The organism is uncultured Pontibacter sp., assembly GCF_947502515.1.
Lineage (GTDB): Bacteria > Bacteroidota > Bacteroidia > Cytophagales > Hymenobacteraceae > Pontibacter.
On sequence record NZ_CANNAI010000004.1, the window covers coordinates 180,365 to 203,322 of the forward strand.

Sequence of the window (22,958 nt, forward strand, 5' to 3'; positions counted from 1 at the left end):
CGCTGCGAGTCAACAATTTAACAATGCAGCAATCTAACAATACAAAAGATGAAAATTCATAAGAGATATATTTCAGCGATCGTGGCGTTTATGCTGAGCGTGCCTGCCTTTGCGCAGGTGCCAGTGCCGGCTGCGAAGCAAAGCAAGCCTGTGTTGCTGACAGGCGCCACCCTGCACGTGGGTAACGGCAAAGTGGTAGAGAATGCCGCCGTTGGTTTTGATAATGGCAAGATTACCTACGCTGGTCCGCTGAGTGGTGCGAACCGCAACGGACACGAAGTGATCGACGTGGCCGGGCAGCACATTTACCCGGGCCTGATCCAGCCAAACGCACAACTGGGTCTGAACGAAATTGAGAGTGTGCGAGCTACACTCGACATGCGCGAAGTAGGGCAGTTTAACCCGAACGTACGTGCTGTGGTGGCCTACAACACCGACTCTGATATTGTGCCAACCATTCGTGCCAATGGCGTTTTGATGACGCAGGTAACACCGGTGGGCGGAACCATTTCCGGCTCGTCTTCGGTGGTGCAGCTGGATGCCTGGAACTGGGAAGATGCCATTGTGAAAGCTGACATAGGTATACACCTGAGCTGGCCAAACATGATCATCAACACAGGGGGCGCCCCGAACCCGCGCATGGCCAACATGGGCCAGCAGCGCGAAGAAGCCATTGCTGAACTGGGCCAGTTACTGCGCGACGCCTCGGTATACAAGCAAGCTAAAAACGAGAAAGAGAACCTGAAGCTTACTTCGCTGACGGGTCTGTTCGATGGTTCCAAAAAGCTATACCTGCATGCCAACTATGGCAAAGAGATCATCGAAGGCGTGAACTTCGTGAAGCAGCATGGCGTGAAGGACATCGTGGTAGTAGGTGCCCGTGACGCGGTTGCCGTAGCCGATTTCCTGAAGGCAAACAACATTGCTGTGATCTACTCAGGCGTGCATGCCCTGCCTTCCCGTTCTGACGAGGATGTGGACATGCCTTACAAGACGCCATACCTGTTGCAGCAGGCCGGTATACCTTTCGCGCTGGACTACGACCTAAGCACGCACGGTATCCGCAACCTGCCTTTCATAGCCGGAACTGCTGTAGCGCACGGTCTGGATAAGGAGCAGGCTTTGTCGGCGATCACGCTGAATACAGCTAAGATTTTGGGTGTAGACAAAGAGGTTGGTTCCGTAGAGGTTGGCAAAGACGCGACCATCGTGGTTTCAGCCGGTGACATCCTGGATATGCGCACCAATAACGTAACACACGCTTTTATTCAGGGCCGCAAGATCGACCTGAACGACAAGCAGAAGTACCTGTATGAGAAGTTCAACGGCAAGTACCAGACTGAAGAGCCTGTAACAACAGGTCCAAAAGCTCAGAAATAAAGATTTATTTTCTCTCACCTTAAATAGAAAAGCGCTGTCCTGCTGGGGCAGCGCTTTTTGTTTTACAACTCCACCACCAATGCTCCTTGCTCCGTCACATCATAAAATGCTATCCCTGCTGCTGCTAATTGTGGCTTCAGGCGCTGCAGGTACCAGGGCGCATTGGAGGCGTCGAGCACGAGTTGCTTGAAGCGGAAAGGCTGTAGCTCCTCTGGCTTTACACGGACGTTCTGCGTGAGCAGCAGGTAATCTACTTCAAAGTCCGGCAGCGGCTGCACTTTAATGGGCTTTGACACCACCAGCAGGCGCTTACCTTGCCATACCAGCAGACTATTGCTGTCGGGCAGTACTGTGTGGCTTATACCTGTCTTTGAAGCATCTGCGAAGGTATAGGTAGCGGCTTGCGACACACCTTTGTGCCAAAGGTAGGGTTGTATGTTGAAGGTATAATTTTGCTCGGCTAGCGGCTGACTGCTCACAACAGTCGCCTGCTGCCCCTGCAGAAAGCTGAAAGCGGTGGCACTGCGCATGTTGTATACCACGAGACTACGCTGGTCGCGCTGAGCCGTAATCTCCATGACCTCCTGCACCGCCAATACCGCCACAACTACAGTTACCAGGGCAAAGTAGCGTAGCTGTTTATAGGCGAAGAACAGGATAAGCAAGAGCAGCAAGGTATAGAGTAGCCAGGCTTGGGAGACGCTGATGTCGATGCCGTTGATGACAGCCTGTGGCAGCTGGTTAACCCGCAGGTTGAATTCGTTCATGCCCCAGGTGATGGCAAAGTTTACTTTAAACAGCAACGTGCTGAGCAGCGGCACCCAAGAAAAGAACAGAGCAGCTACACCAGAATAAAGCACCAGCGTAGCGGCAGGCACCACCAGCAGGTTAGCCAGCCAAAAGTATACCGGGAACTGGTGAAAGTAGTATAGCCCCAGCGGAAAAGTAGCCAGTTGTGCCGCCAAAGCCGCTGTAAAGAGTGCCCATCCCTTATCCAGAATCCTGTTGTCGAACTCCAGCAGCTTGTAAAATCTTGGTTGCAGGTATACGATGCCAAGCAGCGCCAAGAACGAGAGCTGAAAGCCTACCTCCAGCAGGAAATAAGGGTTGTACCACAGTAATGCAAAAGCGGCAATAGCAAGGGTGTTGTAGATGTTGTGCTGCCGCCTGGAGACCATCGCCAGCGTGATCAGGCTGAACATGAAAGCAGCCCGCAGCACGGAAGGGGAGAGGCCCGTAATGAAAGCGTAAAGCCAGAGCACACTCAGGATGACAGTGGCGTAAACTACCCGTTGCTTAGGCGTTCGCTTAAAGCCAGCCAGCAGAAAGGCCAGTATCCCATAAATCAGCCCGACATGCAGACCCGACACCGCCAGCACGTGCATGGTGCCGGTCTGAGCGTAGGCATCGCGGATGGAATTGTCGAGCTCGTCTTTCACACCCAGGATCAGGGCAGAGGAAATACCGTACTCCCGTCGCTTGTCGATAGACTCTTTCAGCAAAGCATCGAGTTGGCGGCGCAGGTATATACTGAAGTACAGCAGTGGGTTTGATGGGTCGGATTCCACTTTTTGAAACTGGTGTGCCTGCAGAAAATGACGGTGGTGAATCTGCTTGTTCGCCAGAAAGGCGTGGTAGTCAAACTGGTTCGGATTGGCGGGCGGCGCGACAGGTAGCGGTGTGCCTTTGATCAAAAGCCGGTCACCATAGGCAAGCTCGTACTCCCGCTGTGAATCATGCGGCACAGAAAGTTGCACCTTGCCTTCTGCGGATTGCCACTGTCCGTTTACCTGCACCTGCTCTACTTGCAGCACCGTATTCTGGTAACCAGGTTTCTGCACCACGTAATCATCTACCACACCGACGTAGTAAGCAGGCTGGCCGGACAAATTACGCAGGTGCTGCGGGTGGTGCGAATCAGTGTGCAGGTGCGTGGCCCACATGCCAGCGGCCGCGAAACAGAGGAGCCCGGCTATACCTGCCAGCGTGTTGGCCTCTACCGTTTTCACCTTCCGTGCGATCAGGTATAGCGCCAGGTATAAGGCAACAAAAAAGGCAAAGAGCTCCGGGCCATACCTGAACTCTTTGCCTGTATGCAGGTACACGAGTATACCTGCTATAAAGCTAAAGGTAATGCGAACGAATGGGTAGGGAGCCCACCGTTTCATCAGCCCTTATAGACCATTTTGTAGTGCTGTATGTCGCACTCGGTGAACATATCACCTTCGGCAACAAAGCCGTGGCGCTTGTAGAAATTAACAGCCGGTAACTGCGCATTCAGGTATACCTTGCTATCCGCATGGTCGGCCTGCACGTCTCGTAGCACGGCCTGCAACAGCGCAGCACCTACCTGTCGGTTGCGGTAGCTGGCCAGCACGGCAAAGCGCTCCAGCTTTATACCCTGATCAGTCTGTCGCCAGCGGGCAGCCCCGCAGGCTATACCTTCGCAGGTGGCCAGGTAGTGACGGGCAGTCGATTCGAACTGATCACGCTCCGCCTCACGCGGTACCTGCTGCTCTTCTACAAATACCTGTTCACGTATGTTGAACGCGGCAGACCTATCCTGCTCGCGCTCAGCACGTATTACCTCAATCATCTTGTGTTATCAGATCAGCAGCTATACCTTCTTTTTGCGGCCGTTCACCGAAACAGGCTTGCCTTCTTCGGCGGCTTCAGCTTCCAGCTTGGCAGACAGACGTGCCTCGTCAGCCTGTGTATAGGCGTCCACGATGTCACGCACCAGGCGGTGACGCATCACGTCCTCCGGCTGCATCTCGATAAAACCGATACCTTTCACATTGCGCAAGGTATGCAGGGCATCGATCAGGCCAGACTTCTGTCTGTGCGGCAAGTCGATCTGCGAGCGGTCACCGTTGATCATTACCTTCGAAGTCGGGCCCATACGGGTCAGGAACATCTTGATCTGAGCCGGCGTCGTGTTCTGTGCCTCGTCCAGCAACACAAAGGCATTGCTCAGGGTACGTCCACGCATGTAAGCCAGCGGTGCGATCTCAATGATCTTGCTTTCCTGGTAGTATTTCAACTTTTCCATCGGGATCATGTCCTCCAGGGCGTCATAGATCGGGCGCAGATACGGGTCCACCTTCTCCTTCATGTCACCTGGCAGGAAGCCCAGGTTTTCGCCGGCTTCCACCACAGGGCGGGAGATGATGATCTTTTTTACCTCTTTGTTTTTGAGCGCACGCACGGCCATAGCCACCGAGATATAGGTCTTGCCGGTGCCCGCAGGCCCCAGCGCAAACACCAGGTCATTGTTTTCCACCAGGTCTACCAGCTTTTTCTGGTTTGGTGTTTTGGCCTTGATGATGCCCCCTTTGCTACCGTACACGATCACATCCGGCGAAGTCACGATTACTTCCTCATCCGTAAAAGGATCAGAAGAAAGGTATCTATTTACGCTGTTATGCGTAATCTTCCCGAACTTGTGATAGTGATCGATCAGTGAAGAAAGAATCTCGTGTATCTTGGTGATCTCAGGCGTTTGGCCCTGAATCTTGATTTCGTTGCCTCTGGAAATGATCTTGCTACTCGGAAAAGCGGCTGCAAGCTGCTTTATATTCTGATTCTCTGTCCCCAGAAAATCGATAAGAGAGATATTCTCTAATGTTATTACTTTCTCTACCAAATGTTTATGTTATATATAGTACGTTGGTAATATATTCTGTAAATTAGCTAAAATTGTTACATATAGATTACAAATCTACTCAAATTATAGTTCGCTCTATGGCTGTAATTACGTTTACCTCAGACTTTGGCTACACCGATCATTACGTAGCTGCTGTAAAGGCCGCCATGCTGTCCCTGCAGCCTCAGGCCCATATCGTGGATATTTCCCATGGGATCGAACCATTTAACATCCCGCAGGCCGAGTACATCATCGGTTCGGTGTTCCGGGAGTTCCCGGAAGGCACGGTGCACCTGGTGGCAGTAGACACGCACGGTTGCAAACAGGGCAAATACCATGCTGCAAAGTACAAGGGCCACTACTTTCTACTCGCTGACAACGGGCTGCTTTCGTTGCTGACAGACGGGGAGCCGGAAGTGGTAGTGGAGTTGCAGACGGACGAGGAACTGCTTCCTTTTCCAGCCAAGAATCTGCTGGCACCTGCTGCGCTATACCTGGCTAAAGGCGGCGACATCGACGTGCTGGGCGAGCGAACTACCTCCTATAAGCAGCTGCTTAACCGCCAGTTGCGCCTCAACGATCACTCCATAACAGGGCACGTCATTCATGTGGACCGTTATGGCAACCTGATCACCAACATTACCGAAGACAGTGTCGAGACCATTGCCCATGGCCGCACCTACACCGTGCATTTCGGGCGCGAAACCGTAGGACGCATCCACCAGAACTATACCCAGGTAGAAGACGGCGACTGCTGCTGCCTCTACAACCACCTCGGCCAGCTCTGCATCGGCATCAACAAAGGCAACGCCGCCGAACTGCTCGGCCTTGACTTCGACTCGCAGGTAGATGTGCGCTTTTATCCGGGAGCTTAGTTTTATTTTTGAATGAGTGATTGATTGAGTGATTTTTAATGATGCTTTCGCATGAAAGATAGGAACCACCAACTTGGCCTGCTGGTGCATGTGCTCACGGTATTTATGTTGCTCCTGAAGGGGGCGGACAAGCTGAGCCAGCAGCATGTGTTGAGTGGTGGTTTTTTTGTAGGATTGGGTTTGTTGATCATCATTTTATTAATTTTGGAGAAGGTTTACCACTGGTCTCACAGAAGTGTCAAGATCGCTTGCTTTTTGATCGAGTCGGCGGCTCTGGCAGGTATGGCCATCGTGTTTTACCAGGAAGAAAAACAGTATCTGCCCTATGTTTTCGGCCTAAGTGCTACTGTATACCTGATCATAGCGCTTGTCTCGATTTTCAGGAAGGGCGAGTCCACCCAACACTAATACAATTTCAAATCACTCATTCACTAACTCACTCCATGTTAATCCGCATAGTACGCATGACCTTTCAGCCAGAGAAGACAGCCGATTTTCTGGAAATTTTCCGCAACTCAAAAGATAAGATCAGGGCTTTTGACGGCTGTAACCACGTAGAACTGCTGCAGGACCTGAACCACCCCAATATTTACAGCACCTACAGCCTCTGGGACTCCGAGGAGCACCTCAACAACTACCGCGACTCCGAGCTCTTTGGGCAGGTATGGAAAGCCACCAAGGCGCTGTTTGCTGATAAGCCGCAGGCTTGGTCGCATGTGTCCGTAAACATTTAGGCACTTATCAATTCCCAGTAAGCAGTTAAGGCTGATTTATGTCTGATCGGGCTGCTGTATCTATTAAGCTTTACTTTGCAAAACTCATTTGGAGGATGGACTTCTTTTCGATCTGTAGAGTTGGTTTAGGATCGAATTAACTTATTAGGAGCAAGTAGTTTAAGAAGTATTATAGAGTTTAGCTATATTCAGTTAGTTTTTATTGATTTGATCTATATAGGCTTTCCGCTGACTTTTGTGGCGTTAATCAACCCAAATTCCACAAATGTTACGGAAATCTTTACTAGTGTTAGCCATTGTTGCAAGCGGTCAGTTTGCTATGGCGCAGCAGAAGCCACTCACCACCAACACAGGTGCGCCAGTGGGCAACAACCAAAATTCCAAGACAGCCGGTGAGAACGGTCCTGTATTGCTAGAGGACGTGCACCTGATCGAAAAACTGGCCTCGTTTGACCGTGAGCGTATACCGGAGCGTGTTGTGCATGCCCGTGGTGCCGGTGCTTATGGCGAGTTCGAAAGTTACGGTGACTTCTCTCAATACACCAAGGCCTCTCTGTTCAACGGCAAAGGAAAGAAAACCCCTCTTTTCATACGCTTCTCCACCGTGGTGCACGAGCAGGGCTCTCCTGAAACCCTGCGTGACCCGCGTGGCTTTGCCGTGAAGTTCTACACCGACCAGGGCAACTACGACCTGGTGGGCAACAACCTGCCGGTGTTCTTTATCCGTGATGCCATGAAATTCCCGGACATGGTGCACTCTTTCAAGCCATCGCCTATCTACAACAAGCAGGACCAAGAGCGCGTGTTCGACTTCCTGTCGCACCAGCCGGAGTCTACCAACATGCTAACCTATCTGTACTCTAACCTGGGCACGCCAGCCAGCTACCGTGAAATGGACGGCTTTGGGGTGCACGCCTTCAAGTGGGTGAACGCTCAGGGCGAGGTAACTTATGTGAAGTACAACTGGAAGTCGCTGCAGGGCGTGAGAAGTCTGTCAGCAGCTGAGGCGTCGCAGGTGCAGGCTAAAGACCATACCCACGCAACCACCGACCTCTACGAGCAGATCGGCAAAGGCAACTTCCCGAGCTGGGAGCTGACGGTACAGATGATGAAGCCGGAAGACCTGGACAAGTTCGATTTCAACCCGCTAGATCCAACCAAGATCTGGCCTGAGTCGGTGGCGCCGAGCATCAAGATCGGTAAAATGACGCTGAACCGCGTGCCGGGCAACTTCTTTGAGGAGGTGGAGCAGTCGGCTTTCTCGCCGGCTACGCTGGTGCCAGGTATAGAGCCCTCAGAAGACAGGCTGTTGCAGGGCCGTGTGTTCTCTTACTTTGACACGCAGCGTTACCGCCTAGGTGCTAACTTCCAGCGCATTGAGGTAAACGCTCCTAAAGTGGATGTGAACAGTAACAACCAGAACGGCGCTTTCAGCAACCGTGGCAAGAACTCCAATGTCAACTATGAGCCGAGCATGACCAAAAACGGTACTTACGTGGAGAGCAAGCAGCACGAATACGCTACCCGCAAGATCGACGCCGAGACCATGCAGCGCGCCATCAGCAAGCAGAACAACTTTGCGCAGGCCGGTGAATTATACCGCTCTCTTTCGGAGGCCGACAAAAAGCACCTGATCAGCAACCTGGCAGGTGACCTGGGGCAGATCCGCAACAAAGTGATCGTGAACAAAATGGTAAGCCATTTCTATCAGGCTGACGCCGACTACGGCACCCGTTTGATGAAAGCGCTGAAACTGAACAAAACCGAAGTGCTGGCCCTGGTGGCAAACAAATAACAACAGGATCAGGCTGGGTATAAAAGGCTCAGCCTGCCTTTCCTGAACCCTGTCTGTTAGCGAAACGGCTGACAGGCCGGATTTCCTCCGTAAAACCATTTTCCCTTTTGCCATGAAGCATGCTCTACAGGTTATTTCCATTTCACACCAAACCGCCACCCTCGAACAGCGGCAGGCCCTGCAACTGAGCAGAGAAGAGGCCGCGGCCTTTATGCAGGAGCTGAAAGCGGCGGGACAGGTGGAGGGCGTGCTGGTGCTGACAACCTGCAACCGCACCGAGGTATACTATGAAACAACTGCAGCCGAACCAACTACTATACAACAGGCGCTACTTCGATTTAAAAACTTAGAGGCAGCTGCCTTTTCGTCGCTTTTCACACACCACAGCTACAGCGAAAGCACTTTGCTCTACCTCCTGGAGGTTGGTCTTGGACTGCGTTCGCGGGTGCTCGGCGACCGCCAGATCATCGGGCAACTGAAAGACAGCTACCGCCTGACCAACGAACAGAAGCTGGGGAGCCCGCTGCTGCACCAGGCACTGCAGACGCTGTTCCGGGCGCACAAGCGGGTACACAACGAAACCGACTTCAGGGTAGGGGCCGCCTCAGTGGGCTATGCCGCCCTGGAGCGCCTGACTGACTTTTTCCCGCGCAAAGAATTCGTCATCAAACGCATGCTGATCATCGGGACCGGGCAGATGGGTACGGACATTGCCCGCTATGCCAGCTCCTTTGGCTTCCGGGACATCGTGCTGACGAACCGCACCGATGCCCGCGCCGAAGCACTGGCGCAGGAACTGGGTTTAAAGTACCTGCCTTTTAGTGACTACAAGCAGGCGCTCAGCAGTTTTGATGTAGTAGTGAGTTGTGTGGGTAGCGGTGCGCAGCTGCAGGCAGCGGCTTTCGGGGAAGCAAAAAGCAAGCGTGTGCTCCTTGACCTGTCGGTGCCCCAAGGTATAGCCCCTGGATCAGGACAGCTGGCCAACACTACACTGGTAAATATCGACCAGATCAGCAGCCGTACGCAGGCGGTTCTGGCGACGCGGCAAGCAGCAATTACAACCGTGGAGCAGATCGTGGCCGAGGAAACAGAATCCTTTGCCGTGTGGTTGCAGGACCAACCCGTTGCCCATGCTATAGGCGAACTGAAAAGCTTTTTTGCGGAGGTGCTCGGCAGCGAGCTCCAGAGGCACATAGGCCCTGCCAATAAGGGAGCAGCTCAGGCCATCGCCAAGGCCACGCTCGACAGGCTGATCCGGCGTCCGGCGGGCGCACTACGCACTACAGAAGGAATAGCCCGTGAGCAACTCCTGCAGGCCATGCAGCAACTGTTCAGAACAACTCCTTCCGAAGAAAAGATAAGCTTATAAAACAAGCCGCACCGCTGGCTATACCTGCACCGGCAAGGGCCTACGAAAATTAACATTCAACAAATAACCTATACCTGAATACCATGTTTAGATCATTAATAATCAACCTCCTGTTTTTACTTATACCTGCCACAATTTTTGCCCAGACCACTGACCTGATCGGGGCAGCGAGGGCAGGCGATGTAGCGGCTATACGCCAGCACCTGCAAAACAAAGCCGATGTGAATGCAGCCGATCAACGAGGCTTTACGCCGCTGATCATCGCCGTGTATGGCGGTCACCAGGAGGCAGTGGATGTGCTGCTGGAAGCCGGTGCGAACGTGAACCAGCAGGATGCTTCGGGCAATACCGCCCTGATGGGAACGGCCTTTAAAGGATACCCGGCCCTGGCGGAGCTGCTCATCAGCAAAGGTGCCGATGTGAATGTGCAGAACGGCAACGGCGGCACCGCCCTGATGTTTGCCAGTATGTTCGGCCGCAACGATCTGATCGGGCTGCTGGTGAAGCATGGCGCCGACAAAAATAGCAAAGACCAGCGCGGCCTCACCGCCCTCGACCTGGCCCGGCAGCAGGGCAACGAAGAAGGCATGAAGCTGTTGCAATAGCCCTTAATTGTGTTTAAGGGGTGAATGGCCTGTGTTGCGGGAGCGGCACAGGCTTTCTCTTTTGGAGTGAACAGGTATAGCGGTTCGTGTCACTGCCTTTTTTGGACAGAGATAAACAATCCTTCCGCTTTTCCTGTACTTTTGCTACGTATACCTGATGGGTACCGCTACCGGACATCCCAACCTGTTCAAAACTAAGGGTGCCCGGCTTTCTGATAACTGCTTACTGATAACTGAACTATGAATTACTTCGAGTTTTACCATATACCTGAGAGTTTCCTGCCCGACGAGAAAGCGATCAAGCGACGCTACTACGAGCTGAGCCGCGAGTACCACCCCGACTTTTACGCGAACGAGGACTTGGGCACGCAGCAGAAGATCCTGGAGCTCTCCACGCTCAATACCAACGCCTACCGCACCCTCAGTGATGCCGACCTGCGCATGCAGTACATCCTGAAAGAGCACGGTCTGCTGGAGGAAGGTAAGAACGAGCTGCCGGGCGATTTCCTGATGGAGATGATGGAGATCAACGAGGAGCTGATGGAGCTGGAGTTCGACTTCGACGCCGCCAAGCTGCATGAAATAGGTGAGAAGAGCACTGGAACGATGGCCGCTTTAGAAAATGATATCCTGCCGGTGCTGCAGCGATACCCTGAGCTTCATGGAGTTACCAAAGAAGAGGCCCTGGAGGAGGTAAAAACCTACTATTTGAAGAAAAAATATTTGTTGCGTATTCAGGAAACTTTATCTAAGTTTGCAACCCGTTCCTGATAGTCGATCAGGAACAAAAGTTCGACTCCGGCCTAGGGTGCTATACCTGAAACCAGAGAGAACAAAATGCCTTGGTGGCGGAATTGGTAGACGCGTTGGTCTCAAACACCAATGAGGTTACACTCGTGCCGGTTCGACTCCGGCCCAAGGTACAAAAACGAAAAAACCCACTGATTGTCAGTGGGTTTTTTCGTTTAAAGATGGCAGAAACGATGGCAAAATCTTTATGATTTTACATCTTTTAAATTTTCTGCTTTTTGGCGCCATTGATCCGAAAGATCTTTATCCTTTCTAACGCCTTTGCCCCCCTTTTCATAAAGATTTGCTAAATACAGCATCCCTTTAACGCTTCCCATTTCAGCCGCTTTTTGAAACCACTCTAAAGCAACTACATAGTTTTTCTTCACACCATTACCTTCGACATGAAGTACCCCCATGTTCACCATTGAATCTACATTGCCCTTTTCCGCTGCTTGTAAAAACCAATTTCTTGCCTTTTTATAATTCCTTTTTCCTGCTTTGCCATCTAAATAGATGTAACCAACTGCATGCATAGATTTATCTTCGCCCAAGGCAGCACTCTTTTTATACCACGTAAGACCTTCACAGTAGTCAACACTTACACCGAGTCCTTTAACGTACATTGATGCTATGTTATGCATAGCTACCGCTTTTCCTTGTTCAGCTGCTTTTAAATACCAATTCATAGCAACACTTTGATCCTCTGTGACACCTGGGCCACCTCTTGAGTATAAGTTACCCAAATTAATCATAGAATCAGCAAATCCCTCCGCTGCAGCCTTTTCATACCACTCAATTGCTTTTGTGAAATCTTTATCAACTCCCAGTCCGTTAGCATAAAGAACCCCTAGGTTATGATATGCTCCTACTTCACCATTATTGGACGCAAGCAATGACCATTTTAAAGCTTCTTTGTAGTTGACTTCAGTACCACGACCCATTAAGTATGCGATTCCTAAATTAGCCATAGCGCTACCGTTGCCTTTTTCTGCGGCTCTTCTAAACCATCTTAATCCTTCAGAAGTATCTGTCTCTACACCAATGCCTCTACTGTACCATATTCCTACAATAAGCATTGCATCTGAATTACCATTTTCTGCTGCTTTAAGATACCACTTGAATCCTTGTTTAGCGTTTTGATCTACACCTAACCCTTCAGAATATAACCGGCCAATTTGAAGCATTGCGTTTGATATCCCCATTTCAGCAGCTTTAAAGTAATACTGCATCGCTTCCCCATACATCTCTTCCGTTTTGGCAGAGTTACCTTTGATATATATCGGAAGTGCTTTTAGTTCTGTATTAAGCTGCACAATACCCTGCTGATTTTCTTTTTTGCCCCTGTTAAACATGATGTACCTATCTACTTCGGATAGTAAGGAATTATTTAGGTTACTATCTACATAGTCATTAATTTGAGCGAGATTGTGAAGCGCATGTATTTTCACTAAAGCAACTTCAGGATCCCATTCTTTCAACAGCCTTTCTGCCGCGATTGCTTTTTCAAAAGCTATAGAATACTCAGCGTTTTCTAATGCGAGCTTCGCTTCACTATAGTTATCTTCCCACGAGTCAGACTTGGTTTCACTTTGCGCATTTGCATTTAATACTGCTATAAAAAAAGTAAACAAGAGCACTATGATACTTCTCATACTATATGAATTTCTTGGTGGTTCTACTAAATATATATAAATTCTAATAAAGTTTGATGGTGCTATAGTCTTTAATATGAAGACATACTCATGATCAGGTTATGTTAGTAGTGTTAAATTAGGTGGTAGAACATCAGTTAAGATCTGTTAACATTAATAATGTTATATTAAAACGTCACTATACACTCTACAAACGCATGTTTCAAACCACTTGCAGCTATCAAGAACTCTTTTAAGTCCGGTCCAAGGTATATATAAACTAAAAAAGCCCTGTAGATAAGAATCTACAGGGCTTTTTGTTTCTTTAAAATCCGAATACCATCGATTAGCTGGAGTTACTTTCACTGCAAACTCCGTTTCATCACATAGTAGGTACAACTACTTCCTTCATGAACCCTGGGATAGGTATCGACTAATTTCCAGCCTTTGCTATTCATGTAGTTCAGAGCAGCCATAGGGGATACGAAATCAATATTATTTCCTTGGGCGTCTTTCAATACCTCTTCTCCGTTGCCGAAATCAACATGTGCATGCACTTTAGTACTGAAAAGAGCTTTCACAAAGAACCTTATCTCACAGTACGCTTCAGTTCGTTGAGTAGTAGTTGTAGGAAGAGAGGCAGGTACTGCCTGTGCATAACTCCCGGTATATACCAGGGTAGAAAGAGCGAACACGAGGGATAAATTTTTCATAGGTATAATGCATAAGGCTCTGTTAAATATTAGCAAAAACCTATCCAAATGGATGGCTTGGTATACCTGTAATAGCCAGAACCATTAAGTTTTTTTGATCTCCACATTTGTACATCGCGTCTCCCTGTAAACAGCTGTCTCAAAAAAAACTTTGGTTGTGTAATATCTGTGCCCCTAATGTAACACTCAGCATCTTAAAGAATTACTCTTTAGATAACTTGTTCGAATTGATTGTGGCAACATGGAACGATTGCTTTTCAAGTTGGAAACAATGGGTACCCGTTATAAAATCTTCTACTCAAAATTGCCTAAGCTGCCTGAACTCTATATATTAGTTTTCTTATTTTTGTTTATGACGAGTTTTGAAGAAACGAAACAGCTGCTAGAGAACTCCACCTTCTACTACATTATTACCACCAACATGGAGGGAAGGTATACCTATGTGAACAACTGCTACAACAATGCCTTTCAGGGCATTCATGGCTGTATTGTCGGGCAGCCCTACGAAGTTACGATGCACCCGGACGATACCAAAGTCTGTGCAGAGGTTGCTGCCAAATGCTTTGCGCAGCCCGATAGTACCTTCCCGGCCACGATCCGCAAGCATGATGGCAAAGGTGGCTACCTGATTACACAGTGGGAATACAAGGCTTTGTTAGATGAAATAGGTAATCCTGCCGGCATGTTCTGCCTGGGTTACGATATAACTGATTATACGGCATCTCATGAGCAACTCAAGGACGCAAAATCCTTGCTGAAAGAGATTGCTTTTTACCAGTCCCATATAGTCAGAAGACCTTTGGCAAACATCATGGGGCTGGCTAAAGTGCTGGAGCATATGGAACTGGATCAAAACCTACAGAATATCTGTAACATGCTCATCGATAACTGCCAGCAATTAGACGCAGTTATAAAAGATGCCGCATCCAAGCAAAATAACAGCTGACCGAAAAGTTTCGCCACTTACAATCATGCCTCTGCGTACCCGTGCGCTTAGGTAAAGCGTGTTTTCCACTGCACCCAGGTTCCCAATAGCTGGCATTCATGTCTCTGCAATGATACTAATCCCTGCTCCATCACAACCTCTCCCTGCAACCTATCCTATTCATTGTTTAACCATCGATTTATAATCTTTATCTCTCGGAAAATTTATACTGACTTGTTGGAACTATTTGTTTTGTACAATGATTTCCATTAGCAAATTAGCAACATATAGCTAGCCTGCTAAACTTTACTCTGTGCAGTTTGCTAGGTGCTAATAGCACAGATAAGTTAACTTCAGAGATTAATTTTTTAGGACTGTGTCTCTTATGAGTTACAGGTGCTTGTTGTCTCGCGTAGAACAATGTAAATTGGATTATACTTTATTTTAATCTTATGTATAATCATGCTAATGTTATAGCTTTACAAGTTGCACTAGTTTAAAAATGTGTAAAAAAGGTTTGTTGAGGGCGGGTGCTGAAAATTGTATATGATATATCTCATTTTTTTTGCGCCCGCGAAAAGAATTATCATTGTGGTATAATTCTTTAAGGGTTTTAAAATTGAAGCAGGCGGGAATTTGCACTTTTATGTTTTGGTAATAAGGCGATCACTGTTGTGTGTAACCCGGAAGCAAACAGATCACATCATACTGAATAATTAATAACAAAAGTATCGTTTACCTATAATCAACCGTGTGTATGGGAATACCTTTACCCTGCTGGAGTGCAATTCGTGCTCCATTCAAAATTTCTGCTATATTACTTCTTCTGTTGTGCCTGCAGGCATTTGATGCAACGGCCCAAACCAAAACCGCTGCCTGGACAGGAGAAGGAACAACGCGATGGATTTTGTGGCCATTTTGGTCCGATCAGGTAAATACTACCGACTGGAATAATTCGGATAACTGGTCGCCACGCAGTGTGCCGGATGCTAACACCGACGTTACTATTGGCAGAACAACAAACCAACCCATAATTGCGGTCAGCAATGCCGTTACGGTGCGTTCTTTAACTATAGCCAGCGGGGCTAGTCTTAATGCCCGCAACCTGCTGCTAAAAGTTACAGTAACCGGTGATCTCTCTATTAATAGCGGTGGTACGCTCACCAACAACGGCTCCGACATGGTTGTAAACGGCAACTGGACCAACAATGGTACTTATGCCGAAAACCGGATCACCATAGGTACTACCACTTATTACCCAACAATAGAGTTTGGTGGCATAAATAAGTCGATCGGTGGCTCCTCAGCCAATGCCTTCAATTACCTGATCATACGAGGTGCTATAACACTGGGTAACAACATCAATCTTACACCCTTAGCAAGTGTGTTATCCAAGTTTGAGGTGTTAGGCACATTTGATCCGGAAGGGCATAAAGTAACGTTCACATCCGCTCCTTCTAATGGCTTTACACTTGGCGATGGTGCGGTGCTCAAGGTAAAAGCGACTACTTTCGAAGGCAATTACTCCCTTGCTGGGAGTGCTGCTTTTCCTACCAGTATGTTCCCGACCAGCGTAATCGATTATGCGGCTGCCGGTAACCAGACCATTCATGCAGCTACTTACCAGAGGCTACACATAAGCGGTGGCGGAGTGAAAATGCTGGCACAGACAGATAATACCACAATAGCTGCAAATTCTGCGCAAACGCAACTGAATGTGCAAGCCGGCACTCTGGATCTTGGTAGCCGCTCGCTAAACAGGACAGGGACAGGTGCAGTGGCGGGTGGTGCTCTCACAGTAGCAAACGGGGCTACTTTAAAGATAGGCGGCACAGGTACATTCCCGTCGGGTTTTGCTAGCCGCGACCTAAGCATAAACAGTACTGTTGAGTACAGCGGCGCTAACCAAACTGTGACTAATGAAGCTTACGGTAATGTAACCCTGAGCGGATCCGGCACCAAAACAATGCCCGCTGCTAGCATGACCATTGGCGGCATGCTAACGGGTGGCGGCAGTGCAGCCTTTGCAGCAAGAGGCAACATGGCGATAAATGGCGATGTGGTATTAAGCGGTAGTGCTACCTTTAGCGGTGGAAACTTTACCCACACCATTGGGGGCAACTGGACAAACAATGCTATTTTTTCAGGTGAGGGCAGTACTGTTATACTGTCCAGAGCAGGGAAATCAATCATCAGAACGGTAAGTGGCACTGCTTCCTTCCATAACCTGACCATAAGCGGCGCAGGCACCAGCATTGCTGCGCCTGAAGTAAGTGTGAGCGGCGACCTGGCTACTACGGGAGCCGGCACTTTTGCACATGCCGGTGGCGGCAGGCTAACCATGACGGGCAGTGCTAAAAGCATTGGCGGCAGCGGCATAACCCTCCAGGATTTCGTTATAGATGGTTCCGTGAGCACCATTGCTTCGTTTGAGATACAGGGAAGCCTGGCTGTGAATGCAGGCAAGTCTTTTACGGCAACTGCAGGAGCGATCAATATGACTGGTACTGCAAAAACGATCGGTAACGCCGGTGCCCTCACGTTGTTTGGCCTGAGAGTAAATGGTGTTATCGGGACGACAAGCTCCTTCCACATCAAATCAGATGTAAGTGGGGCGGGCAATCTTAGCGCCACTGCAGGTACCATCAACTTTTCTGGCAACTCTACCTTTAACGGCAGTCACAATTTATACCATGTTACCGTATCGGGCAGTTTGCTGCGCATGGCTGCAAACGCAAACTTGGGTATAGCCGGCAATTTTACTGCAGGCCCAGCTTTTGATGCCGTTACAAACAGCCCCAACACGGTTACGTTTAATGGGGCGGCGGCACAAATTATGCCAGGGGTAGTCTACCATCATATCGCTTTTGCTAACGTGGGCAGCAAATCAGCTGGCGCCAGCATCACTGCCAACGGCAACCTGAGCATCGGCAATGGCGCAACCTTTGTAGCAGGCGCTAACAACCACACCATAAACGGCAACTGGGTTAACAACGGGACATTTACTGCTGGCACGAGCACCATTATACTGGCGGGCGGTGCGAACACGACCATGGCCGGGCCTACCACTTTCAGTGCCCTTACCTTGCAGAAGGCATCTGCAGGCAATACTGTTACGTTAATCACAGATATCACCGCCGGAACACTCCACATGAACAACGGTCTGCTCATAACCGGAGCAAGCCAGGTATACCTGACAGGCGACCGTACCGGCAGCAGCTGGGTAGTAGGCAAATTAACCAGGACCCATTCTTTTGAGGCTGGCAAAGCCTACGCCTTTAATGGACCATATACACAGTTGAGTTTCGCAACTGCGATGGGTGTTTCGGGTGTATCAGTTAACCTGCAGTACCAAACAGTTGCAGGTTTTCCGTCCGGTGCGGCCCTTAACGGTACCTACACCGTCGCTGTTCCTTTAGGCACCTATTCAGGGGCCACCCTGCAGTTACAGTACCTGGACTCAGAACTGAACGGCAACACAGAGGCAGGCCTGCAGCTCTATAAGCGGGTAAGCAACGTTTGGACGCCGATGGGCAAAAAAACGAACAACATCGACCAGGATTGGGTAAGCCAGGAAGCCTTAGCTGATGTAAACGGCATCTGGACGCTTTCTTCCACAGTCAGTGTGTACAGATGGAAGGGCGGCAGCAGCACGGCATGGGAACTAGCGGCCAATTGGGAAAACATTACAGGCACAACGCCAATGCCAGCGGCTGCGATTCCGGGCGAAATGGATATCGTGGAGTTGGGTGGCATAACACCTGCTTTCCAGCCACAGATCAACTCGGCTGCAAAAGTGAAAGTTGTTCAGTTTAGAGGAACCGCTCCTATAACACTGGATCTTGTTTCCGGAAGCCTGGCTGTAGAGGGTAACCTGGCAGCCACCGGCGCCGGAACAAACGTGCAGCACCGGATTACTACTGGTAACCAGCCCCTGAACATTGGCGGTTACCTGACGCTTAATGATGGTAGCCAGGGAAATAGCATCAGCTTGCTAATGGGCTCTGGTACTACAACGATCACCGGCGACTTAAATCATGCAGGTACAGGATTTATAGCATTGGGCAGCGGACACATTAAGTTAAGCGGCAATTATAACTTTAGCAGCCCCCTCGAATTCTTTGATAAGGGAACAGGCACGTTCACATACGAAGGCTCAAATGCACAGGTGATTGGAGTGGTGTATTACAATAACCTGACCATTGACAAGCCGTCTGGTGTTGCAACGCTTGTGGCCCCTGCCGAAGGATGGGTAGCCGGAGATATTACTGTAAACAGTGGCCGTTTCTCTATACCTGGCGGAAATTATAATCTGGAAAAGAATGTGATCCAGAATGGAGGTGTGCTGGAAGTAGGCAATTCTGAAATTACCGTGATGGGGAACTGGACAAAGCGTGGAGGTACTTTTGAGGCCAATACCAGCCACATTACGCTGCAGGGTAGCCACCTGGAAGCTGCTTCGCCGCTAACCTTCAACAACCTGACCGTAGCCAAAGTACCCGGAACAACAATGACGGTAACAGGCAACGTGCTCGTGAACAATATCCTGGATTTGCAGAGCGGCACAGTAGACCTGGGAACCGGTACGCTGAACAGAAGTGCTGCAGGTGGCAGGTTTATAATGGGCGGCCAGGCTGCCTTACTCCTGAGTGGCAATAACTTCCCGGCCAGGTATAACAACATGATACTGCACCCGCTCAGCACGGTGAAGTACCAGGGCAACACAGCCCAAAATATCACGGCTACTACCTATGGCAACCTGGAGATCGAAAACGGAAGCACAAAGACCCTGCTGGGAGCTACCAAGGTGGCTGGCGACCTGACCATTTACAACGACGCATCTTTGAACGCGAACGAACAAACGCTGACCCTGCACGGCAACTTTAAGCACAACGGGGCTTTCTCAGCCGGCGCGTATACGGCGCCAAATCCGCCAAGTGGCACACTGGTACTGGACCGGGCTGATGGCACAAACAAAGTGATTTCTGGAAACACCCTGACACTAAACAATCTGGTCGTAAAAGCCGGCGCTAATTATACTATAACAACAGACCTGATAGTAAACGGAAACGTGGATATAAATGGCAACCAGCAGATACACCTGGATCCATCAGATAGAGATAAAGGCTTTGACTTAGCTAACAACGGTTTACTTAATACACCTGACGTAAAAGTATACCTAGCTGGCGACATGACAAACGATGGTATATTGGTAGGAGCGGGTTTACGAACGTTTGTGGGTACACGTGTACAGCATATTCGACTTAATGCTCCACTTATACCTGATGACCAGCGCAGAGCTGCAACCATCGTGTTTGATGGCAGCGAGCCTCCTGTTTTCAATTCTAAATCTGATGCAGAGTTTGCTGATCTAATAATCAAGAACACAGGCGGTGTTAGAACAAGTATGAACTGGCGTGTATACGGTACATTAACTGTGCATGAAGGCGCTGCTTTTGATGGAGGTATGTTGACCCATACCATTCACACAGGCATTAACAACAGCGGTACCATCGTCAGCGAAGGTATTATCCACTTTGATGCTATTTCTGTTGGGCAAAACACAGGTAATCATACCTTTAACTTTGGTTCAAGCGTAGATGCATTCCAAAGTATGGGCACGCTACGCGTTAGCGGAACAGGCAAAGTTGTACCAATGGGTATGTTGCCTGCCTCTTTTAACAACCTGGTACTCGACAACTCTCACCAAGAGGGCATTGATATGGCAACCCTGACGGGCAATGACGTGCACGTGAAAGGAAATGTGGTAATAGGAAGCAGCACAGTCTGGCACGGAAGCAACAAGCGCTATACCCTGGAAGGTGGTGTGAACAACGACGGTATAGTAGAAGCCAAAGCAGCCGACTTCACCTTTATGGCATTAAAAGTGGGCCCGGATGGTAAGCCTGAAATTGCGCAGGTGAGCGGTGCAGGTACAGCCACTGTTCAGAATTTTATAGTGGGCGACAACGCCCGGGTAAACCTGACACAGGAAGTCGTAAATATCTATAAAGACTTTGTGCACAACGGGGCTGATTTTGACGGAACTAAGACAGAGCTTAAGTTTAAGGGTGCTGCTCCGGCTACGATCATCGCAAAAGGAAATCAACCGATCAACATTCAGCACGTGCACATTGCCAAAGAAAACGACGTTGCTGTAACACTGCGCGCGCCATTGGAAGGCATAAGTACTCTCATGGTAGAAAGTGGCGTTTTTGACACACAAGAACAGACTATAGCTACAACAGAAGAAGTTACAACGGATGCGTTAAGTAATTCATCCTATTTTTCGATCGACAAAGGGGCATCTTACAGAGTAGCTGGCAGCAATACGTTTCCGGAGTTTGTAAGGTATAAGTTTAATCCGGAAAGCACCGTGGTGTTCGAGGGCGGCGACCAGGCGGTAAAAAGCGTACAATATGGCAACCTGCAACTGCTGAATGCGGGCACGAAGACGTTTGCCGGCGATACTGCCCGCATAGCCGGAGCACTAACTGTTGCCAGGGATGTGGCCGTGGTTGCCCCTCGGGTAGTGGAGTACAATGGTGCCCTGGCACAAACGGTGGCCGCTCTCAATTATAATAACGTGATACTGAGCAATATCGGTTTTAAAACACTGGATGCCGGCACAACAGGTATAGCGCAGCAGTTTTTGCTGGCTGATACTACGGGGTTGAATGCTGCCGGAATCGGCGTAACGGTAACATACAATGGAGCCAGTCCACAGCAAGTGCTGCCAACCAACTACTACAATCTGACACTGCGCAACGCAAGTACCAAACGTTTTTCGGAGACCACAGGTATAGCTGCTGCCTTCAGTTTGCTCGAAGGAGCAACTGCAGATCTTACCGGTGAAAATACGATATCCTTTAACGGTAACCGGGCACAGCAAATACCAGGGCTAGACTATTATAACCTAACTTCAGCGGGCACAGGTATAAAAACGCTGGCTGGTGATGCCTCCGTAGAGAAGAACTTAACATTGACGGCAGGGGAGATTAGAACTGGTAGCAATGCGATAACCCTGGGAGGAGAAGGACGCATCTCCGAGAAAGAAACCGCTTATGTAACAGGCGCTGTTGTAACGCAACGCGAACTGACTACCGCACGCGAAGACTTTGGCGGCATGGGGCTGGCGATTACCCCGAGAGCTGGCGCACCAGGCCTAACAACAGTCATCCGCAATACGGGGACGGCCGTGGGTGCAAACCAGAACAGTATTATGCGCAATTTTAGAGTGATGCCATTTGGCTCTAACACCAATCTGAACGCGGTTGTCGAAATGGCTTACTTCGACCATGAGCTAAACAACGTGGACGAAGGAATGATGTCCTTTTATACCTCAAATGATGACAGTAACTGGAAGCTTAGAACGGAAGAACAAACCAAAACTGATAACCTGGTGTCCATGTTCGGTGAGCAAACCTTACAGCGGCAATATACCTTGGGAGGGACCATCACGCCGCTACCAGTAGAGTTGATGTACTTCAAGGCTGTACGTTCAGGTCCTGACGCACTGCTTACTTGGGCAACGGCTTCGGAGCAGGATAGCAAGGGATTTGCGGTAGAGGTATCAATAGACGGGTATAGGTTCAGGCAGCTTGGTTTTGTAGAAAGTGGGAATGGGAATACTGTTTTAACGCAGAAGTATAGCTACACCGATAAAGAGAACGGCAAAACAGGCGTGCGTTACTACCGACTGCGACAAGTAGATCACAATGGTGACGAGAAAATCTACAGCCCAAAATTCGTAAATTTTGGCGCAGTAGAGAAAGTTAATGTTGTTGCTTATCCGAATCCGTTTAACACCAGCCTGACACTCTCCATTGCTATTCCTGATGCAGGTATAGCCCGTATTAACATGTATGACACAGTTGGCAAACTGCTGTTGTCGGCCGAGCAAAGCGTGCAGGGAGGTTCTACGCATTTACCACTTAAGGTTGATGCGCTTAACCAAACAGGTATGTATGTACTTACGGTAGAACTCAACGGTACCGTGCACCGTCTTAAGCTACTGAGAAAGTAAATACCTGTCTTAGGTATACAAACAAAAGAAGGAGGCCAAGTATGGCTTTCTTCTTTTGTTTTTTGCCCGGAAGCTATACCTGCTATACCATAGAAAAACAGCTGCCTGCCCTGGATCAGTTTCTTGCCGGAGCTGCTTGGCTTTATATAACAGATCGTATACCTCCCTAAGGGCTAATGTCTTATTGAGTAGAGCGCGGGCATTCATCATAATTTTTATGCTATATTTTTCAAAGAAAAAAAGAATGTGCCGCCTCTGAAATTATTGGAGATTGGCTGAAGTGTTTTATTAGTGGAATTTATCCTTTCTATGTTAAAACATCATTGAAGCTTGTTTTATAAGTACTTAGTCGATCATTCAGTATTAATACTTATGGATTAATGCTTGCTATGAAAAAAGCTAGATAAGTTTCCAGATTATAATATTCTAATATGATCAATATATAGCTAACAAGCTATATATCAAGT

At 49.1% G+C, this 22,958-nt stretch carries 15 protein-coding genes and 1 tRNA gene; 11 read left to right on the plus strand and 5 right to left on the minus strand.

Annotation, left to right across the window (positions count from 1 at the left end):
• Positions 1-48 precede the first annotated feature (48 nt).
• Positions 49-1,380: an amidohydrolase family protein gene (locus tag Q1A54_RS12000; RefSeq protein WP_299988320.1), complete on the plus strand. Its 1,332-nt coding sequence runs from the start codon at positions 49-51 to the stop codon at positions 1,378-1,380.
• A 62-nt stretch (positions 1,381-1,442) separates the two neighbouring features.
• Here Q1A54_RS12000 and Q1A54_RS12005 read toward each other — a convergent pair whose 3' ends face one another.
• The 3 genes from Q1A54_RS12005 to Q1A54_RS12015 are packed head-to-tail and all read right to left on the minus strand — an operon-like array spanning position 1,443 to position 5,026.
• Positions 1,443-3,548, minus strand: coding sequence for a ComEC/Rec2 family competence protein (locus Q1A54_RS12005; protein WP_299988323.1), 2,106 nt, complete (start codon positions 3,546-3,548; stop codon positions 1,443-1,445).
• Positions 3,548-3,976, minus strand: a complete 429-nt coding sequence (locus tag Q1A54_RS12010) for a GNAT family N-acetyltransferase (RefSeq protein WP_196115246.1) — start codon at positions 3,974-3,976, stop codon at positions 3,548-3,550. The genes Q1A54_RS12005 and Q1A54_RS12010 overlap by 1 nt, the downstream gene beginning before the upstream one ends.
• Positions 3,977-3,997: 21 nt before the next feature.
• On the minus strand, positions 3,998-5,026 hold the full coding sequence (locus tag Q1A54_RS12015) for a PhoH family protein (RefSeq protein WP_076422318.1): 1,029 nt from the start codon (positions 5,024-5,026) through the stop codon (positions 3,998-4,000).
• A 98-nt stretch (positions 5,027-5,124) separates the two neighbouring features.
• On the opposite strand from Q1A54_RS12015, the gene Q1A54_RS12020 reads away from it, so the two are divergent.
• The 8 genes from Q1A54_RS12020 to Q1A54_RS12055 all read left to right on the plus strand — a co-directional run bounded on the left by Q1A54_RS12020 (position 5,125) and on the right by Q1A54_RS12055 (position 11,327).
• Positions 5,125-5,901 (plus strand): SAM-dependent chlorinase/fluorinase, encoded by a 777-nt coding sequence (locus Q1A54_RS12020; RefSeq protein ID WP_299988329.1) that lies wholly within the window; start codon positions 5,125-5,127, stop codon positions 5,899-5,901.
• 51 nt (positions 5,902-5,952) lie between these two features.
• Complete coding sequence (locus Q1A54_RS12025; protein ID WP_299988331.1) at positions 5,953-6,309, plus strand: hypothetical protein; 357 nt, start codon at positions 5,953-5,955, stop codon at positions 6,307-6,309.
• A 35-nt stretch (positions 6,310-6,344) separates the two neighbouring features.
• Positions 6,345-6,635, plus strand: a complete 291-nt coding sequence (locus Q1A54_RS12030) for an antibiotic biosynthesis monooxygenase family protein (RefSeq protein ID WP_196115252.1) — start codon at positions 6,345-6,347, stop codon at positions 6,633-6,635.
• A gap of 265 nt (positions 6,636-6,900) precedes the next feature.
• A complete protein-coding gene (locus Q1A54_RS12035; protein ID WP_299988336.1) occupies positions 6,901-8,430 on the plus strand; it encodes a catalase in 1,530 nt (509 codons plus the stop codon).
• A 112-nt stretch (positions 8,431-8,542) separates the two neighbouring features.
• The gene (hemA, locus tag Q1A54_RS12040) at positions 8,543-9,799 is read left to right on the plus strand and encodes a glutamyl-tRNA reductase (protein WP_299988339.1); all 1,257 of its coding nucleotides are present in this window, start codon (positions 8,543-8,545) and stop codon (positions 9,797-9,799) included.
• An 83-nt stretch (positions 9,800-9,882) separates the two neighbouring features.
• Positions 9,883-10,404, plus strand: coding sequence for an ankyrin repeat domain-containing protein (locus tag Q1A54_RS12045; protein ID WP_299988342.1), 522 nt, complete (start codon positions 9,883-9,885; stop codon positions 10,402-10,404).
• Positions 10,405-10,644: 240 nt separating this feature from the next.
• Entirely contained in the window at positions 10,645-11,175 is a 531-nt protein-coding gene (hscB, locus tag Q1A54_RS12050; RefSeq protein ID WP_299988345.1) for a Fe-S protein assembly co-chaperone HscB, read from the plus strand.
• 68 nt (positions 11,176-11,243) lie between these two features.
• Positions 11,244-11,327 (plus strand) — tRNA-Leu (locus Q1A54_RS12055).
• Positions 11,328-11,399: 72 nt separating this feature from the next.
• On the opposite strand, the gene Q1A54_RS12060 is transcribed toward Q1A54_RS12055, so the two are convergent.
• Together Q1A54_RS12060 and Q1A54_RS12065 are read right to left on the minus strand one after the other, a co-directional pair.
• On the minus strand, positions 11,400-12,848 hold the full coding sequence (locus Q1A54_RS12060; protein ID WP_299988348.1) for a tetratricopeptide repeat protein: 1,449 nt from the start codon (positions 12,846-12,848) through the stop codon (positions 11,400-11,402).
• A gap of 341 nt (positions 12,849-13,189) precedes the next feature.
• Positions 13,190-13,540: a hypothetical protein gene (locus Q1A54_RS12065; protein ID WP_299988351.1), complete on the minus strand. Its 351-nt coding sequence runs from the start codon at positions 13,538-13,540 to the stop codon at positions 13,190-13,192.
• A gap of 352 nt (positions 13,541-13,892) precedes the next feature.
• Here Q1A54_RS12065 and Q1A54_RS12070 point away from each other — a divergent pair, with 352 nt between their 5' ends.
• On the plus strand, positions 13,893-14,486 hold the full coding sequence (locus Q1A54_RS12070; RefSeq protein ID WP_299988354.1) for a hypothetical protein: 594 nt from the start codon (positions 13,893-13,895) through the stop codon (positions 14,484-14,486).
• An 886-nt stretch (positions 14,487-15,372) separates the two neighbouring features.
• Positions 15,373-22,491, plus strand: a complete 7,119-nt coding sequence (locus Q1A54_RS12075) for a T9SS type A sorting domain-containing protein (protein ID WP_299988357.1) — start codon at positions 15,373-15,375, stop codon at positions 22,489-22,491.
• Positions 22,492-22,958 lie beyond the last annotated feature (467 nt).

Coding starts and splice junctions, on each gene's coding strand:
- Q1A54_RS12000 (WP_299988320.1), top strand. CDS start 49: ATGAAAATTCATAAGAGATATATTTCAGCGATCGTGGCGTTTATGCTG.
- Q1A54_RS12005 (WP_299988323.1), bottom strand. CDS start 3,548: ATGAAACGGTGGGCTCCCTACCCATTCGTTCGCATTACCTTTAGCTTT.
- Q1A54_RS12010 (WP_196115246.1), bottom strand. CDS start 3,976: ATGATTGAGGTAATACGTGCTGAGCGCGAGCAGGATAGGTCTGCCGCG.
- Q1A54_RS12020 (WP_299988329.1), top strand. CDS start 5,125: ATGGCTGTAATTACGTTTACCTCAGACTTTGGCTACACCGATCATTAC.
- Q1A54_RS12025 (WP_299988331.1), top strand. CDS start 5,953: ATGAAAGATAGGAACCACCAACTTGGCCTGCTGGTGCATGTGCTCACG.
- Q1A54_RS12030 (WP_196115252.1), top strand. CDS start 6,345: ATGTTAATCCGCATAGTACGCATGACCTTTCAGCCAGAGAAGACAGCC.
- Q1A54_RS12035 (WP_299988336.1), top strand. CDS start 6,901: ATGTTACGGAAATCTTTACTAGTGTTAGCCATTGTTGCAAGCGGTCAG.
- hemA (WP_299988339.1), top strand. CDS start 8,543: ATGAAGCATGCTCTACAGGTTATTTCCATTTCACACCAAACCGCCACC.
- Q1A54_RS12045 (WP_299988342.1), top strand. CDS start 9,883: ATGTTTAGATCATTAATAATCAACCTCCTGTTTTTACTTATACCTGCC.
- hscB (WP_299988345.1), top strand. CDS start 10,645: ATGAATTACTTCGAGTTTTACCATATACCTGAGAGTTTCCTGCCCGAC.
- Q1A54_RS12060 (WP_299988348.1), bottom strand. CDS start 12,848: ATGAGAAGTATCATAGTGCTCTTGTTTACTTTTTTTATAGCAGTATTA.
- Q1A54_RS12065 (WP_299988351.1), bottom strand. CDS start 13,540: ATGAAAAATTTATCCCTCGTGTTCGCTCTTTCTACCCTGGTATATACC.
- Q1A54_RS12070 (WP_299988354.1), top strand. CDS start 13,893: ATGACGAGTTTTGAAGAAACGAAACAGCTGCTAGAGAACTCCACCTTC.